This window comes from Microbulbifer sp. Q7 (assembly GCF_001639145.1).
Classification (GTDB): Bacteria; Pseudomonadota; Gammaproteobacteria; order Pseudomonadales; family Cellvibrionaceae; genus Microbulbifer.
On sequence record NZ_LROY01000001.1, the window covers coordinates 530,493 to 545,591 of the forward strand.

At 62.9% G+C, this 15,099-nt stretch carries 11 protein-coding genes; 9 read left to right on the plus strand and 2 right to left on the minus strand.

Going from position 1 to position 15,099, the window contains the following annotated elements; all coding sequences use genetic code 11:
• Positions 1 to 24: 24 nt before the first annotated feature.
• The 4 genes from AU182_RS02055 (at position 25) to AU182_RS02070 (ending at position 7,112) form a co-directional block, all read left to right on the plus strand.
• On the plus strand, positions 25 to 1,329 hold the full coding sequence (locus AU182_RS02055; RefSeq protein ID WP_066959927.1) for a TolC family protein: 1,305 nt from the start codon (positions 25 to 27) through the stop codon (positions 1,327 to 1,329).
• An 18-nt stretch (positions 1,330 to 1,347) separates the two neighbouring features.
• On the plus strand, positions 1,348 to 2,922 hold the full coding sequence (locus tag AU182_RS02060) for an efflux RND transporter periplasmic adaptor subunit (protein WP_066959930.1): 1,575 nt from the start codon (positions 1,348 to 1,350) through the stop codon (positions 2,920 to 2,922).
• Positions 2,919 to 6,059 (plus strand): efflux RND transporter permease subunit, encoded by a 3,141-nt coding sequence (locus tag AU182_RS02065; protein ID WP_066959933.1) that lies wholly within the window; start codon positions 2,919 to 2,921, stop codon positions 6,057 to 6,059. Before AU182_RS02060 ends, AU182_RS02065 begins: the two co-directional genes overlap by 4 nt.
• A 78-nt stretch (positions 6,060 to 6,137) precedes the next feature.
• On the plus strand, positions 6,138 to 7,112 hold the full coding sequence (locus tag AU182_RS02070) for a lysophospholipid acyltransferase family protein (protein WP_066959936.1): 975 nt from the start codon (positions 6,138 to 6,140) through the stop codon (positions 7,110 to 7,112).
• Between the two features lie 44 nt (positions 7,113 to 7,156).
• Here the strand turns inward: AU182_RS02070 and AU182_RS02075 are convergent, their stop codons facing one another.
• Positions 7,157 to 8,518 (minus strand): TRAP transporter large permease subunit, encoded by a 1,362-nt coding sequence (locus tag AU182_RS02075; RefSeq protein ID WP_066959939.1) that lies wholly within the window; start codon positions 8,516 to 8,518, stop codon positions 7,157 to 7,159.
• A complete protein-coding gene (locus AU182_RS02080; protein ID WP_193754271.1) occupies positions 8,515 to 9,135 on the minus strand; it encodes a TRAP transporter small permease subunit in 621 nt (206 codons plus the stop codon). Before AU182_RS02080 ends, AU182_RS02075 begins: the two co-directional genes overlap by 4 nt.
• 234 nt (positions 9,136 to 9,369) lie before the next feature.
• On the opposite strand from AU182_RS02080, the gene AU182_RS02085 reads away from it, so the two are divergent.
• The 5 genes from AU182_RS02085 to phoU all read left to right on the plus strand — a co-directional run bounded on the left by AU182_RS02085 (position 9,370) and on the right by phoU (position 14,916).
• Positions 9,370 to 10,437, plus strand: a complete 1,068-nt coding sequence (locus AU182_RS02085) for a PstS family phosphate ABC transporter substrate-binding protein (RefSeq protein WP_066959942.1) — start codon at positions 9,370 to 9,372, stop codon at positions 10,435 to 10,437.
• Positions 10,438 to 10,589: 152 nt separating this feature from the next.
• Positions 10,590 to 11,969 (plus strand): phosphate ABC transporter permease subunit PstC, encoded by a 1,380-nt coding sequence (gene pstC, locus AU182_RS02090; protein ID WP_066959945.1) that lies wholly within the window; start codon positions 10,590 to 10,592, stop codon positions 11,967 to 11,969.
• Positions 11,962 to 13,248, plus strand: coding sequence for a phosphate ABC transporter permease PstA (pstA, locus tag AU182_RS02095; protein ID WP_066959949.1), 1,287 nt, complete (start codon positions 11,962 to 11,964; stop codon positions 13,246 to 13,248). Before pstC ends, pstA begins: the two co-directional genes overlap by 8 nt.
• A gap of 207 nt (positions 13,249 to 13,455) precedes the next feature.
• Entirely contained in the window at positions 13,456 to 14,196 is a 741-nt protein-coding gene (gene pstB / locus AU182_RS02100; RefSeq protein WP_255359339.1) for a phosphate ABC transporter ATP-binding protein PstB, read from the plus strand.
• A gap of 24 nt (positions 14,197 to 14,220) precedes the next feature.
• A complete protein-coding gene (gene phoU / locus AU182_RS02105; RefSeq protein ID WP_066959952.1) occupies positions 14,221 to 14,916 on the plus strand; it encodes a phosphate signaling complex protein PhoU in 696 nt (231 codons plus the stop codon).
• The last annotated feature ends 183 nt before the right edge of the window (positions 14,917 to 15,099 follow it).

Below are 15,099 nucleotides of genomic sequence, written 5' to 3' on the forward strand. Positions count from 1 at the left end.
GTATCAGACAGACAGGATTACTCCATGGGATATGCATTGCGCGCCCTGGGCCCTCTGGCCCCGGCGCTGCTGGTTTGTGCGTTCGCCCTGCCCGCGCAGGCACAGCTGAGCCTGGAAAGCGCGGTCCAGCTCGCGCGGGAACAGGACCCGCAGACCGCGGCGGCCATCGCCGCGGCGCAGGCGACCGCGGAAACCGCGGTGGCCGACAGCCAGTGGGGCGACCCCGAGCTGAAATTGGGCATCGCCAACCTGCCCACCGACTCCTTCGCTTTCGACGATCAGCCGATGACCCAGAAAGTCATCGGCATCCGCCAGAAACTGCCCCGCGGCGCTTCCGCGGCACTGGCCGGTGAGCGCGGAGCCCTGGCCGCCGAGGCGGGCTTTGCCGCTGCTGCGGATATGGCGCTGGCGCTGGAGCGGGATGTGGGCCTCGCGTTTCTCACCCTGTCGGAGCAGCTGCGGGTGCGTGAACTGCTCATGGAAAACCGCCGCTGGATGCAGGAGCTGGTGGGGTATAACCGCGCACGCCTGGCCAGCGCCCAGATCCAGTCCCAGCAGCTGCTGCAGTCGCAGCTGGCGCTGGCGCGCCTGGACGATCGTATCGCCGAGGTGGATGGGGAAATCAATCGCGCCCGCGGTGACCTCAGCCGCTGGATTGGCAATGCCGCGTGGCAGCCCCTGAACCCGGAGCCCCCGGCCTGGCGGGACACCCGCGACTGGCTCGCGGCACAGACCCTGCCGGTGCCACTGGCCGTCGTCGAGCCGCACCCCCTGATCGCCGCCAGCAGCGCGCAGGTCGCGGCGGAGCGGGTGAATGTGGCGCTCGCGGAGGAAGCCTACAAGCCCCAGTTCGGGGTCGACGTCAGCTACGGCCAGCGAGAGCGCACCCCGATGAGTGACGGCTCGGACTTTGCCAGCGTGATGGTCACCTTTGACCTGCCCCTGTTGCGCCACAACCGCCAGGATCGCCGTGTTGCTGCCAGCCGCGCGCGGGAGAGTGTGGGCATCCTGCAGCGCCAGAACCTGTTGCAGCAGATGCACGCGCAGCTGAACGGTGCGGTGGCCATGGCGCAGACCCTGCAGCGCCGTCGCGCCGAGTACCAGGGCGAATTACTGGCTCAGGCCGAGGCCACCGCCGACGCGGTGCTCAAGGGCTACGCCAGCAATACCGCTGACCTGGAAGCGGTGATCGCCGCGCGTATGGATGCCATCGAGGCGCAGATCAGCGCCGCCCGTCTCACTTACGGTTATTTCCGCGCGGTGGCCCGTATTCGCTACTTCCGCGCCATCGAAAGCCATGCCTCTGCAACCCGTGACAACAGCAAATAAACAGCGGTCCGTAACCTTATGAACAAAGTAATGATGTCTGCCCTGGCCATACTCGCGCTGGTACTGGGTGTGTTGATCGGGCGCGGTCTGACCTCCGGAGACGAGTCCGCAGGCAGCGCCGCCGGGGAGAAGAAAATCCTTTACTGGGTGGCCCCCATGGACCCCAACTACCGCCGCGACGGCCCGGGAAAATCGCCCATGGGCATGGATCTGGTACCGGTCTACGAGGGAGAACAAGATGCCTCTGCACCGGGCACGGTGTCCATTGCCCCGCGGGTGGAGAACAACCTGGGCGTGCGCACCGCACCGGCGGAAAAAGGCCCGCTCACTACCCGCGTGGATACCGTGGGACTGGTGCAGCTGGATGAAGACAAACTGCACCATGTGCACACCCGGCTCAGCGGCTGGATTCACAAAAGCTGGGTAACCGCGGTGGGCGATCACGTGAAAAAAGGCCAGCCACTGGTGGAGATCTATTCGCCGGAGCTGGTGAAGGCCCAGAGTGAACTGGTCGCCGCGCTGGAGAGCGGTAACACCACCCTGATCGAGGCCACCCGCGAGCGCCTGAACAGCCTCGGGGTACCGGCGGAGCAGGTGCGCGAGGTAAGCCGCTCGCGCCGGGTCAGCCAGAACATCACCCTATATGCTCCAGCCGATGGCTACGTGAATGAGTTTGCCGCGCGCGACGGCATGTACATCACCCCCGCCACTACCCTGATGAGCATTGGTCCGCTGGAGACCGTGTGGGTGGAGGGCGAGCTGTTCCCCAAGCAGGGCACCCAGGTTCAGGTGGGGGACACCGCCACGGTGCAGGGGGAATTTGCCCCGGGTCGCAGCTGGCGCGGCGAGCTGGTGCACATATTGCCCGACCTGGATCCCGAGACCCGCACCCTGCGGGTGCGGGTACTGGTGGATAACCCGGACAAATCCCTGCGCCCGGGCATGTTCGTGCGCCTGCAGCTGGAGGGTCCGCAGGTGGATACCCTCACGGTGCCACGCAGCGCACTGATCCGCACCGGTGACATGGACCGCGTGGTGATTGCCGAGGGCGAAGGCCGCTACCGCTCGGTGCGGGTGCGTGCCGGACGCGAGCTGGATGACCGGGTGGAAATCCTCGCCGGTATCGAGCCGGGCACCCGGGTGGTGACCTCGGCCCAGTTCCTGCTCGATTCGGAGTCGAGTATCAGCGCGGACCTGACGCGCATCGCCGGTGAAAACAGCACGAACAGAAGCGAAACCACACAAAATTCAGACAACCCCTGGGCCGAGGCGCGGGTGTTGAGTATGCCCGACGACAACCACTACGCGCGCCTCGAGCACGGTCCGGTGGCCGCCTGGGACTGGCCCGGCATGGTGATGGGGTTTTATGTGGCCGAAGCCGCGCAGCAGGGGCTGCGCGCAGCACTGACCAGCGGGGCGCCGATCATGGTGCAGCTGCGCAAGCGCGCCGATGGCAAGTTCGAAGTAATCGCCACTCGCGCCATGGCCGGTGGCTCGACCGATCACGGCGAGATGGATCATGGGGAGAAGGATCACGGGTCGTCGAACCATGACCACATGAACCATGACCCGCAGCAGGAGCCGGTGAAATGATCACACGTATCATCCACTGGTCCCTGCACAACCGCGCGCTGGTGTTGATCGGTGCACTGGCCCTGACGTTAGCGGGCCTCTACAGCCTGCGCCACACGCCGGTAGACGCGCTGCCGGACCTGTCGGATGTGCAGGTGATCGTCAAAACCAGCTACCCCGGCCAGGCGCCGCAGGTGGTGGAGGACCAGGTCACCTATCCGCTCACCACCGCCATGCTGAGCGTGCCCGGGGCGCATACGGTGCGCGGTTATTCGTTTTTCGGCGACTCCTACGTTTACGTCATTTTCGACGACGATGTCGACCTGTACTGGGCCAGATCCCGTGTTCTGGAATACCTGAGCCAGGTGGCGCCGCGCCTGCCCGCGGCCGCCAGCCCCGAACTGGGGCCCGACGCCACCGGGGTGGGCTGGGTCTACAGCTATACCCTGGTGGATCGCAGAGGCAAGCACGATCTGGCGCAGCTGCGCTCGCTGCAGGACTGGTTCCTGAAGTACGAGCTGCAGACCCTGCCCGGGGTTTCCGAGGTGGCCACGGTTGGCGGCATGGTGCGCCAGTACCAGGTACAGGTGGACCCGCTGCGGCTGCGTGCCTACGACCTGACCCTGGCGCAGGTGCAGGCGGCCATCGAGCGCGGCAACCGGGAATCCGGTGCCTCGGTGGTGGAAATGGCGGAAGCCGAGTATATGGTGCGCGCCAGCGGCTATATCCAGAGCGTCGAGGACCTGCGCCAGCTGCCGCTGATGGTAAACAAGAGCGGCACGCCGCTGCTGTTGCGGGATGTGGCGGATGTGCACCTGGGGCCACAAATGCGCCGCGGCCTGTCGGAACTCGACGGCGAGGGCGAGGCCGTGGGTGGGGTGATCGTGATGCGCTTCGGTGAGAATGCGCGCGCGGTGATCGATCGCGTGCGCACGCGGCTGGACGAGCTGCAGCGCAGCCTGCCGCAGGGTGTGGAAATCGTGCCCACCTACGACCGCAGCGAGCTGATCGACAGCGCGGTGGATAACCTGTGGCACAAGTTGCTGCAGGAATTCATCGTGGTGGCGCTGGTGTGCGCCCTGTTCCTGTTCCACCTGCGCTCGTCCCTGGTAATCGCCATCAGCCTGCCGCTGGGGATCATCGGTGCCTTTGTGGTGATGCACCTGCAGGGCATTAACGCCAACATCATGAGCCTCGGCGGCATCGCCATCGCCATCGGTGCGATGGTGGATGGTGCCATCGTGATGATCGAGAACCTGCACAAGCATATGGAGCGCAACCCGCGCTACGACACACTGTCCCCGGAGGCGCGCTGGAAGGTGGTGGGCGAGGCTGCCAGCGAAGTGGGCCCGCCGCTGTTCTTCAGCTTGTTGATCATCACCCTCAGCTTTCTGCCGGTGTTTGCCCTTGAGGGCCAGGAGGGGCGCTTGTTCGCGCCACTGGCCTACACCAAGACCTACGCCATGGCGGTGGCCGCCGGGCTTGCCATCACCCTGGTGCCGGTGCTGATGGGCTACCTGGTGCGCGGCGGGGTCAAGCCGGAACAGGCCAACCCCATCAACCGCGCCTTCGCCGCCGCCTATCGCCCGGCGCTGGAACTGGCGATCCGCCATCCGCGCTGGGTCATCGCGGCAGCACTGCTGCTGCTCGCCAGCAGCCTGTATCCGCTGTCCCGCACCGGCAGTGAATTCATGCCGCCGCTGGACGAAGGCGACCTGATGTATATGCCCAGCACCCATCCGGGTATTTCCATCGGCAAGGCCCGCGAGCTGCTGCAGCAGACCGACAAGATGATCATGCAGGTGCCGGAAGTGGCGCAGGTGTGGGGCAAGATGGGCCGCGCCGAGACCGCCACCGACCCGGCACCGCTGACCATGGTGGAGACCATCATCCGCTTCAAGCCCCGCGACCAGTGGCGCGAGGGCATGACCCCGGAAAAACTGCGCGCGGAGCTGGATGCGGCGGTGCAGCTGCCGGGGGTCACCAATGCCTGGGTGATGCCGATCAAGACCCGCATCGACATGCTGGCCACCGGCATCAAGACCCCGGTGGGTATCAAGATTGCCGGCGCCGACCTGCACCAGATCGAGCAGATCGGTACCCGCCTGGAAGCCCTGCTCCCGGCCGTGCCTGGCACCGCGTCGGTGTTCGCCGAGCGGGTGGAGGGCGGCCGCTATATCGATATCGACATCGACCGCACCGCCGCCGCCCGCTACGGCCTGAATATTCAGGATGTGCAGACGGTGATCGACACCGCCGTGGGCGGCAAAAAAGTCGGCGAGACCGTGGAGGGGCTGGAGCGCTATCCCATCAACCTGCGTTATCCACAGGCCTGGCGCGATTCCCCCGAGCGTTTGCGGGGGTTGCCGCTGGTGGCCCCGAACGGTACCCACCTGACCCTGGGGGATGTGGCCACCATTGAGGTGCAAAGCGGCCCGCCGATGATCAAGACGGAGAACGCGCGCCCCAATGGCTGGGTGTACATCGATATCCGCGATCGCGATCTCGGTTCCTGGGTGGCAGAGGCGCAGCAGCTGGTGGCAGAGCAGCTGGACCTGCCGCCGGGCTATTCCCTGGCCTGGTCGGGGCAGTACGAATACATGGAGCGCGCGCGCGAGCGCCTGGGCCTGCTGCTGCCGATCACCCTCGGCATTATTGTGCTGCTGCTGTATTTCAGCTTCCGCCACTGGGGTGAGGTACTGGTGATCATGGGCACCCTGCCGTTGGCACTGATCGGCGGCCTGTGGCTGCTGTACTGGCTGGGTTACAACCTGTCGGTGGCGGTGGGCGTGGGCTTTATTGCACTGGCCGGGGTGGCGGTGGAGATTGGGGTGATCATGCTGGTGTATCTCAATCAGGCCTGGCAACAGACGCTGGCCGATTGTGACATCGCTGACCGCAAACCGGTGCTGGATGACCTGCGCAATGCGATCCGCGCCGGTGCGGGCCAGCGCATGCGGCCGGTGTTGATGACCACCGCTACGGTGTTTATCGGCCTGGTGCCGGTGATGATTGGTTCGGGGGTTGGCTCGGAAGTGATGCAGCGGATTGCGGCACCCATGGTTGGTGGTATGGTTAGCGCCATGCTGTTGACGCTGATGGTATTGCCTGCAGTGTACCGGTTGTGGAGAGGGCGCAGTCTGGCCGTCACAACCTAGCATCCCCTGGCTGGGCGCCCGTCGAAGCAACGGGTGCTCGCGAGTCGAATGCCCTGTTGATTGGCTGTAAGACCTGCAATGAAAAATAAAAACTGCTCCGGTGCTGTGCCGGTTAAATTTCAGCTGTCCTTCCTCGCTCCCCGCTTCTGGGGCACCTGGTTATTGCTGGGATTGTTGCGCTTGATGATGGTGTTGCCTAGACGCTGGGTGATGTTTTTGGGGGCGCGCGCCGGTGATTACTTCCGCCGCAGCAACCGGAAGCGAAGGCGTATCGCTGAGGTCAACTTTGAGCTGTGTTTTCCCGAGCTGACAGCGGAGGAAAGAAACCGGCTGCTGGTCGAACATTTCCACACGCACGGACGCTGCATGATGGATATGGGGCTGGCGCTGTGGGGCAGTGAAAAGCGCCTCAAAAAACTCGTCCAGCTGGAAGGGTTTGAGGAGCAGCGAAAACTGGTGGCCGAGAAAAATGTGCTGGCTATTACCTGGCACCTGACCACGATGGAGTTGTGCGGGCTGCTGATGACCATGGCAGGGTCATCGGTGTCGATGATGAAGTTGCTGAAAAATCCGTTGCTGAACTGGGTGATCGCCCGCGGACGCGGCCACATGTCGGATCTGGATCTGGTGCCCCGGGAGGCGGGAATTCGCCCGCTCATCAAAGGTTTGAAGTCGGGCCGGCAGTGCATTCTGTTGCCCGATGAAGATTTTGGATTCCGCGGTGGAGACGTGGTGTACGTACCTTTCTTTGGCGTTCCCCGGGCGATGCTTACGACGCCAGGGCGCATCGCCAAAGCCACCGGGGCAGTCATTACCGTTTGCGCTACGCGGCTTGATCCTGCCACCGGCAAGTATTACGGCACCTTCACGCCACCACTGACAGAGGTCAAAGGTGACGACCCCGTGGCGGATGCAAAGGCCATTTGCAGCGCGATGGAGTCGCTGATCCGACAGGCTCCGGAACAGTATCTGTGGACCTTCCGCTGGTTCCACTCGCGTCCTGACGGTGATGAAAGCCCCTACGACCCGGTCTTTCCGGTGCCCGCGACCTAACCGCGGGGGACCTGTCACCACGCGATCGGCTTACGCGGGCAATCTCACCCCGCCAGAAGCGCAGGCAACCAGGTCGCCAACGAAGGCCAAACGGCGAGCAATAACATCACCAGCAGCTGGATGGCAATAAACGGCACCACCCCGCTGTAAATCGCCCCGGTGGCCACTTCCGCCGGGGCCACACCGCGCAGGTAAAACAGCGCAAAACCGAACGGTGGGGTGAGGAAGGAGGTTTGCAGGTTGAGGGCGATCATTACGCCCAGCCACACCGGGTCCAGCCCCATGGCCAGCAGCACCGGGCCGACGATGGGCACCACCACGAAGGTGATCTCGATAAAGTCGAGGATAAAGCCCAGCAGGAAGATCACCAGCATCACCAGCAGGGTCGCGCCGACCACGCCGCCCGGCAGGCTCTCAAAGAAGTGGGTGACCACTTCCTCACCGCCAAATCCTCGGAATACCAACGAGAACAACGACGCGCCGATCAAAATCGCGAATACCATCGCGGTCACCTGCAGGGTGCTCTGCCCCACTTCCCCGGCCCGTGCCCAGTTCAGCGCACCACGCCCCCAGGCCAGAATACCCGCACCCAGCGCGCCGACCGCGGCTGCCTCGGTGGGGGTTGCGGCACCGGTGATGATGGAGCCCAGCACCAGCAGCATCAGGGCAATCGGCGGGACCAGGCTTTTCAGGGTCTGCAGCAGATCCACTTCTTCCTTGCCGGCTTGATGCATGGCCGGTTCACGACGGGCGATAAACAACAGGTACACGATATACGCGGCCACCAGCAGCAGCCCCGGAATGATCGCCCCCATAAACAGGTCGCCGACACTGACCGGCTTGGGGTTGAAGATTCCCTGGGAAAGCTGTGCCTGCTGGTAAGCGTTGGACAGGGTGTCCCCCAGCAGCACCAGCGCGATAGAGGGCGGGATGATCTGCCCCAGGGTGCCGGTCGCGCAGATGGTGCCGGTGGCCAGTTTGGGCGAATAGCCGCGCTTCAGCATGGTGGGCAGGGACATCAGGCCCATGGTCACCACGGTGGCGCCGACGATACCGGTACTGGCGGCCAGCAGTGCGCCCACCACCACCACCGATACCGCCATGCCCGCGGGAATTCCGGAAAACACCCGCGCCAGGTTCACCAGCAGCTCCTCGGCGATGCGCGCCCGCTCCAGCATCACGCCCATCAGCACAAACAGCGGCACTGCCATCAGGGTGCCGTTTTGCATGATGCCGTAGAGACGGTCGGGGAAGGCGCGCAGCAGTTCTGCATCGAACACGCCACCGACGATGCCGAAGCCGGCAAACAGCAGCGCGGTGCCGCCCAGGGTAAAGGCCACCGGGTAGCCAAACATCAGCGCGGCACACACCGCGAGAAACATCAGCAGGGGGATCAGTTCCATCATGCGCTGGCCTCCCCGGCAACTTCACGCACCAGCGTGCGGGGTTCGGGCTTGGTATCGGTTGTGGGTTCCGTCGCGGTGTCGGTGGCGCTTGCCCGGGCCTCGCCGCCGCTTTCTACCTGCATCAGTGTATGCAGCGCGCGCGCCAGCTGGCTCACGCCCTGCAGCATGAGGGTGGCCGCGGCCAGTGGAATCAGGCTTTTCAGCAGGTACACGCCGCCGAGCCCGTCGGCGCTGTTGCTGGACTCGGTCACCGCCCAGCTGCTGGCGGCAAACTGCCAGCTGCCGTAACCGATAAACGCGCACAGCGGCAGCAGGAATATCAGACACCCGCTGGCATCCACCCAGGCCTTACCCCGCGCGGACAGGGTGCGATAGAACACGTCCACCCGCACATGGGCATTGGCCTGCAGGGCATAGGCGAGGCCGAGCATAAACGCCGCGCCGTGCAGGTAGGTGACGGCGTCCTGTATGGCCAGGGAGCCGCCATCGAAACCATAGCGCAGGGCCACGATCAGGCTTTGAATCAGGACCATGGCCAGGGTGAACCATCCCAGTAGGCGTCCACAGCGGTTGGCAAACCGGTCCAGGGTGCCGGCGGTGCGTAGCAGAAACAGCATCGGGGGTCTCTCAAGTCATCATTATTGTTGTGCTAGCAAGAAGATAGAGCGTACCTGCTGGTCAGAAATTGCGCCAGTGCCGGGAGAAAGGGTGGCTGGCCGGACCCCGCGGTACAGGTGATACCGGGCGAAATGGCGCACTGTCATCTTTCTGTAACCTTCCATTCATAGAATCGTCACCAGCTGGACATAACATGCGCCGCGTGCAGCAAATTTGATCCCCTGGAGATAGTTATGAACAACCGTTCTGCGAACAAAAAAGTCCTGGCTTCGGCCCTGGCAGCACTCACTTTCGCGGCCTCCAATGCCGCTCTGGCGGCCCGTGACCACATCAGCATTGTGGGCTCGTCCACCGTTTACCCGTTCACCACCGTGGTTGCCGAGCGCTTCAGCCGCTCCACCCAGTTCAAGACTCCGGTTGTGGAGTCCACCGGCACCGGCGGCGGCATGAAGCTGTTCTGTCAGGGTGTTGGCGAAAATACCGCGGACCTCACCGGTGCTTCCCGCCGCATCAAGCAGTCCGAGCTGGAAATGTGTAACGGCAACGGCGTCGATGTGGTGGAAGTTCAGATCGGCTACGACGGTATCGTGCTGGCCAATGCCAAGACCGCCAAGCCATTTGCGCTGACCCGCAAGGACATCTTCCTGGCCCTGGCCAAAGACGTCCCGAACCCGGACGGTTCCGAGTCTCTGGTTGCCAACCCGTACAAAACCTGGAAAGACGTGAACCCGACTCTGCCTGCACACAAAATCGAAGTACTGGGCCCGCCCCCCACTTCCGGTACCCGCGATGCGTTTGTGGAGCTGGCAATGGAAGGTGGCTGCAAGAAGTACGACTGGATCGCAGCAAAGAAATCTTCTGACAAGAACGCCTACAAATCCATCTGCCACAACATCCGTGAAGACGGCGCTTACGTGGAAGCGGGTGAGAATGACAACCTGATCGTGAACAAGCTGGCCGCCAACCCGAATGCGCTGGGCATCTTCGGCTTCAGCTTCCTCGACCAGAACGCCGACAAGGTGCAGGGTTCCCTGATCGAAGGCCAGGAGCCGACGTTCGAATCCATCGCCGACAACAGCTACCCGGTTTCCCGTCCGCTGTTTGTTTACCTGAAAAAGGCCCACGTGAATGTGGTACCGGGTATCAAGCAGTTCATGGCGGAGTTCACCAGCGAGCGCGCCTGGGGTGAGGAAGGTTACCTGTCCGACAAAGGCATGATTCCCCTGCCGACCCCGCAGCGTCAGCAGGTTGCCACCAACGTGCGCAAACTGAACGCATTGACGAACCTGGCCGCCAAGTAAACGCAGCCAACCCTGGTAAAAGGATTTACCGGCCAAGCCCGCAAGGGCTTGGCCTTTTACGTATGCAAACAACGCCTTTTTTAAAGGTCGTGTAATCGGGGCCATAACCCACCAGAATGGCCCACCGTTTCAAGAGATAACCGAGCGAATCGATGCAGACTCCCACTCTCTTCGCCCTGCTGCTACTGATGATCCTGGTGGCCTATGGCACCGGCTTCAGCCGCGCCATCGCCGCCGCCCGCAGTCGCGGTGGTGTCCGCAGCCTGGCTTCCCTGCCCAGCTACTACGGTGTGCACACCGCACTCTGGTGCGGCCTGCCGGCGCTGATCATTCTCGGCTTCTGGCTGGCGTTTGATGACGCCATCATCCGCGCCATGGTCATGGGTGCGATTGCCGACAAGCCGGAATCCATTTCCGGCCAGAACCTGCTGTACGCGCAGATCCAGAATCTGGCGGCGGGCAACCTGGTGGGAGAGACCTCGCCACAACTGCAAGCGGCGGCGGAACGTCTGACCAGTCTGCGCGCGAGCGGTCTCTGGATGCAGACGGCGATTATCCTGATTCTGGCGGTCGGCCTCGGTGCCTACGCCATGCTGCGTATCTCACCGGAGATGCGTGCGCGTGAGCGCGTCGAGAAAGTACTGCGCGCGATTTTGTTGATCTGCGCCTGCGCGGCGATTTTCACCACCGTCGGTATCCTGCTGTCGGTGCTGTTTGAATCCCTGCGTTTCTTCCAGTCGGTACCGGTGACCGAATTCCTGTTCGGTCTGCAATGGAGCCCGCAGATGGCACTGCGCGCGGATCAGGTTGGCTCCAGTGGCGCCTTTGGTGCGGTGCCGCTGTTCACCGGTACCCTGATGGTTTCCGCCATTGCCATGTTCGTGGCGGTACCGGTGGGGTTGATGTCGGCGATTTATCTCGCCGAATACGCCAGCAAGCGCGTGCGCTCCGTGGCCAAGCCACTGCTGGAAATTCTCGCTGGTGTCCCCACGGTGGTGTACGGCTTCTTCGCCGCGCTCACCGTGGCCCCGTTTATCCGCGACCTGGCCCAGTCCGTCGGGCTGGAGGCTTCCAGTGAGAGTGCGCTGGCGGCGGGCCTGGTGATGGGGGTGATGATTATTCCGTTTGTGTCGTCGCTGTCCGACGATGTGATTAACGCAGTACCGCAGTCCCTGCGCGATGGCGCACTGGGCCTCGGTTCCACCCGCTCGGAAACCGTGCGCAAGGTGGTGATCCCGGCGGCTCTGCCCGGCATCGTGGGTGGCGTACTGCTGGCGGTGTCGCGGGCGATCGGTGAAACCATGATTGTGGTGATGGCCGCGGGCCTCGCGGCCAACCTGACTGCCAACCCGCTGGAGTCGGTGACCACCGTCACGGTACAGATTGTGACCCTGCTGGTGGGCGACCAGGAATTCGATAGCCCGAAAACCCTCGCCGCCTTTGCCCTCGGCCTGATGCTGTTCATCAGCACCCTGATTCTGAACTTTATCGCCCTGCATGTAGTGAAAAAATACCGGGAACAGTATGACTGATCTGACTCAAACCCAGGTGCGCGAGCGTATCGAAGCGCGGCTCGCCAATCGCCACCGCAAGGAAAAGATCTTCCGTGGCTTTGGTATCGCGAGTATTGCCTTTGGCGTGCTGGCGGTACTGGTCCTGTTCACCGATATCATCAGCAAGGGCAGTAGTGCCTTCGTGCAGACGGATATCCAGCTACAGGTAACCTACGACCCGGCCATCCTCGGCATTGAAACCGTGGATGAGGAAAGCCTGGCCTGGGCCAACTTCGACGGCGTCATCCGCAATGCGCTGAGCGAGCGCTTCCCGGATGTCAGCGGCCGCCGCGACAAGCGCGAGCTCTATTCGATGGTTTCGTCCGGTGCGGTGTTCGAGCTGCGCGAGCGCCTGGAGGCCAACCCGTCGCTGTTGGGTAAAACCGAAACCCTGTGGTTCAACGCCGACGACGACGTGGACACCTATGTGAAAAGCCTGTCCGATTCGGAAGAGGGTTTCCTCGGGCGCACCTCGGAGCAGAAGGCCCAGTGGATTCGCACCCTGTACGACAGCGGCGAGCTGGAGAAGCGGTTTAACACCACCTTCTTTACCAATGGCGACTCCCGTGAACCGGAACAGGCGGGTATCCGCGCAGCCCTGATGGGCTCTCTGTTCACCCTGCTGGTGACGCTGACCCTGTCGTTCCCCATCGGTGTGGCGGCGGCCATCTACCTGGAGGAGTTCGCGCCGAAAAACCGCTGGACCGACCTGATCGAGGTGAACATCAACAACCTCGCAGCGGTGCCATCTATCGTGTTCGGCTTGCTGGGCCTGGCGATTTTCATCAACTTCTTCGAGTTGCCGCGCTCGGCACCGCTGGTGGGCGGTCTGGTGCTGACACTGATGACCCTGCCAACGATCATTATTTCCAGCCGCGCGTCGCTCAAGTCGGTGCCGCCGTCCATCCGCGAAGCGGCCATGGGCATGGGCGCTTCGCGCATGCAGGTGGTGTTGCACCACGTGTTGCCACTGGCGATGCCGGGCATGCTCACCGGCGCGATTATCGGTATGGCACAGGCCCTGGGTGAAACCGCCCCGCTGCTGATGATCGGTATGGTGGCGTTTATCGTCGATGTGCCCCACGGCATTACCGACCCCTCCACGGTTCTGCCGGTGCAGATTTTCCTGTGGGCCGACAGCCCGGAGCGCGCCTTTGTAGAGCGCACCTCCGCCGCGATCATGGTACTGCTGGCAGTCCTGATCACCATGAACACCTGCGCAGTGTGGCTGCGTAAAAAACTTGAGCGCCGCTGGTAGCGCGTTGCGTTACCGGTGAATGCTAAGATTGCGAATCGAGAGTAAGCCATGACAACCATGACCCTGAACGCCGGTGGAACCACACCGGCGCAAGACAAAGCCAATCCGGCTGCGGAGTCGAATGCTGTGAAAAACAGAGAGGCGAGCCCCAGCGCCGAAGTGAACGAGACCGTCGGCAGCCCCTTCTGCGACGACGCCAAACTGCGCATGCGCAATGTGAATGTGTTTTACGGCGAGGCCCAGGCCATTCACGATGTGAGCCTGGACATCGGCCGCAACCAGGTGGTGGCCATGATCGGCCCATCCGGTTGTGGTAAATCCACCTTCCTGCGTTGCCTCAACCGCATGAACGACACCATCGAAGGTTGTCGTGTGGAAGGCGACCTGACCCTGGATGGCGAAGCCATCTACGGTCCCAAGGTGGATGTGGTGCCCCTGCGTGCGCGCGTGGGCATGGTGTTCCAGAAGCCGAACCCCTTCCCGAAAACCATTTACGAGAACGTCGCCTACGGCCCCAAGATTCACGGTATCGCCAGCCGCCGCGCGGAACTGGACGAAATTGTGGAAAACAGCCTGCGTCGCGCGGGCCTGTGGAATGAGGTGAAAGATCGCCTGGACAAGCCTGGCACCGGCCTTTCCGGTGGTCAGCAGCAGCGCCTGTGTATTGCCCGCGCCATCGCCGTGAGCCCGGAAGTAATCCTGATGGACGAACCCTGCTCGGCACTCGACCCCATCGCCACCGCGCGCATCGAAGAGCTGATCGACGAGCTGCGCGAGAACTACACCATCGCCATCGTGACCCACTCGATGCAGCAGGCCGCGCGGGTCAGCCAGCGCACCGCCTACTTCCACCTGGGTAAGCTGGTGGAAGTGAACGATACCGAGACCGTGTTTACCAACCCGGAACACGCTCTCACCGAAGCCTACATTACCGGCCGTTTCGGCTAAGGTTGGGGGAGCCCGCAAAAGATTATGGAAATGCATTTCGATCAACACATCTCCCGCCAGTTCAACGAAGATCTTGAGAGTCTCAAGACGGAAATGCTGGAAATGGGTGGCCTGGTCGCCCGTCAGGTGGCCGACGCCGTCGAGGCCCTGGCCAACGCCGACAGCGAGCTGGCCGAAAAGGTTTTGCGCGTGGAAGAGGATATCGACCGCTGCGAAATGGAAGTGGACGAGCACGCGACCCTGATCATCGCCAAGCGCCAGCCGGCGGCGTCCGACCTGCGCATGGTGATGTCGGTAATCCGCATCGCCCGCGACCTGGAGCGCGTGGGTGATGAAGCCAGCAAAATTGCCAAGATGGCCATCGCGTTGAACGACGAGGGCACCGCACCGCGCGGCTACACCGAGATTCGTCACATCGCCAACGCTGTGCGCAAGATGCTGAACGACGCCCTCGACGCGTACACCCGGTTCGACGTCAAATCGGCCATGGAAACCCTCGCCGAAGACGAGCAGGTCGACATGGACTACCGCAGCGCCATTCGCGAAATGGTCACTTACATGATGGAAGACCCACGCAGTATCTCCCGCGTGATGAATGTGCTGTGGACCCTGCGTTCCCTGGAGCGCATCGGTGACCACGCCAAGAACATCTGCGAGCAGGTGGTCTATCTGGTGAAAGGTGCCGACATCCGCCACGGTAACCAACAAAACATGCGCTGACATTAGCTCCGAAGAAGCATCGCCTGGATGAGCGTGAAGTCACCAGGTTGTGTCTGCAGACAAGGCCGCGCAAGCGGCCTTTTTTGTGCGCGCCGTTAATAACCGGGGCAGTAGGCATTCAGGATCTGTTCATTCGCCCTGCCGCACAATCGCGCCGCAATGTCGGTTGAGCGGCCGCGCCCG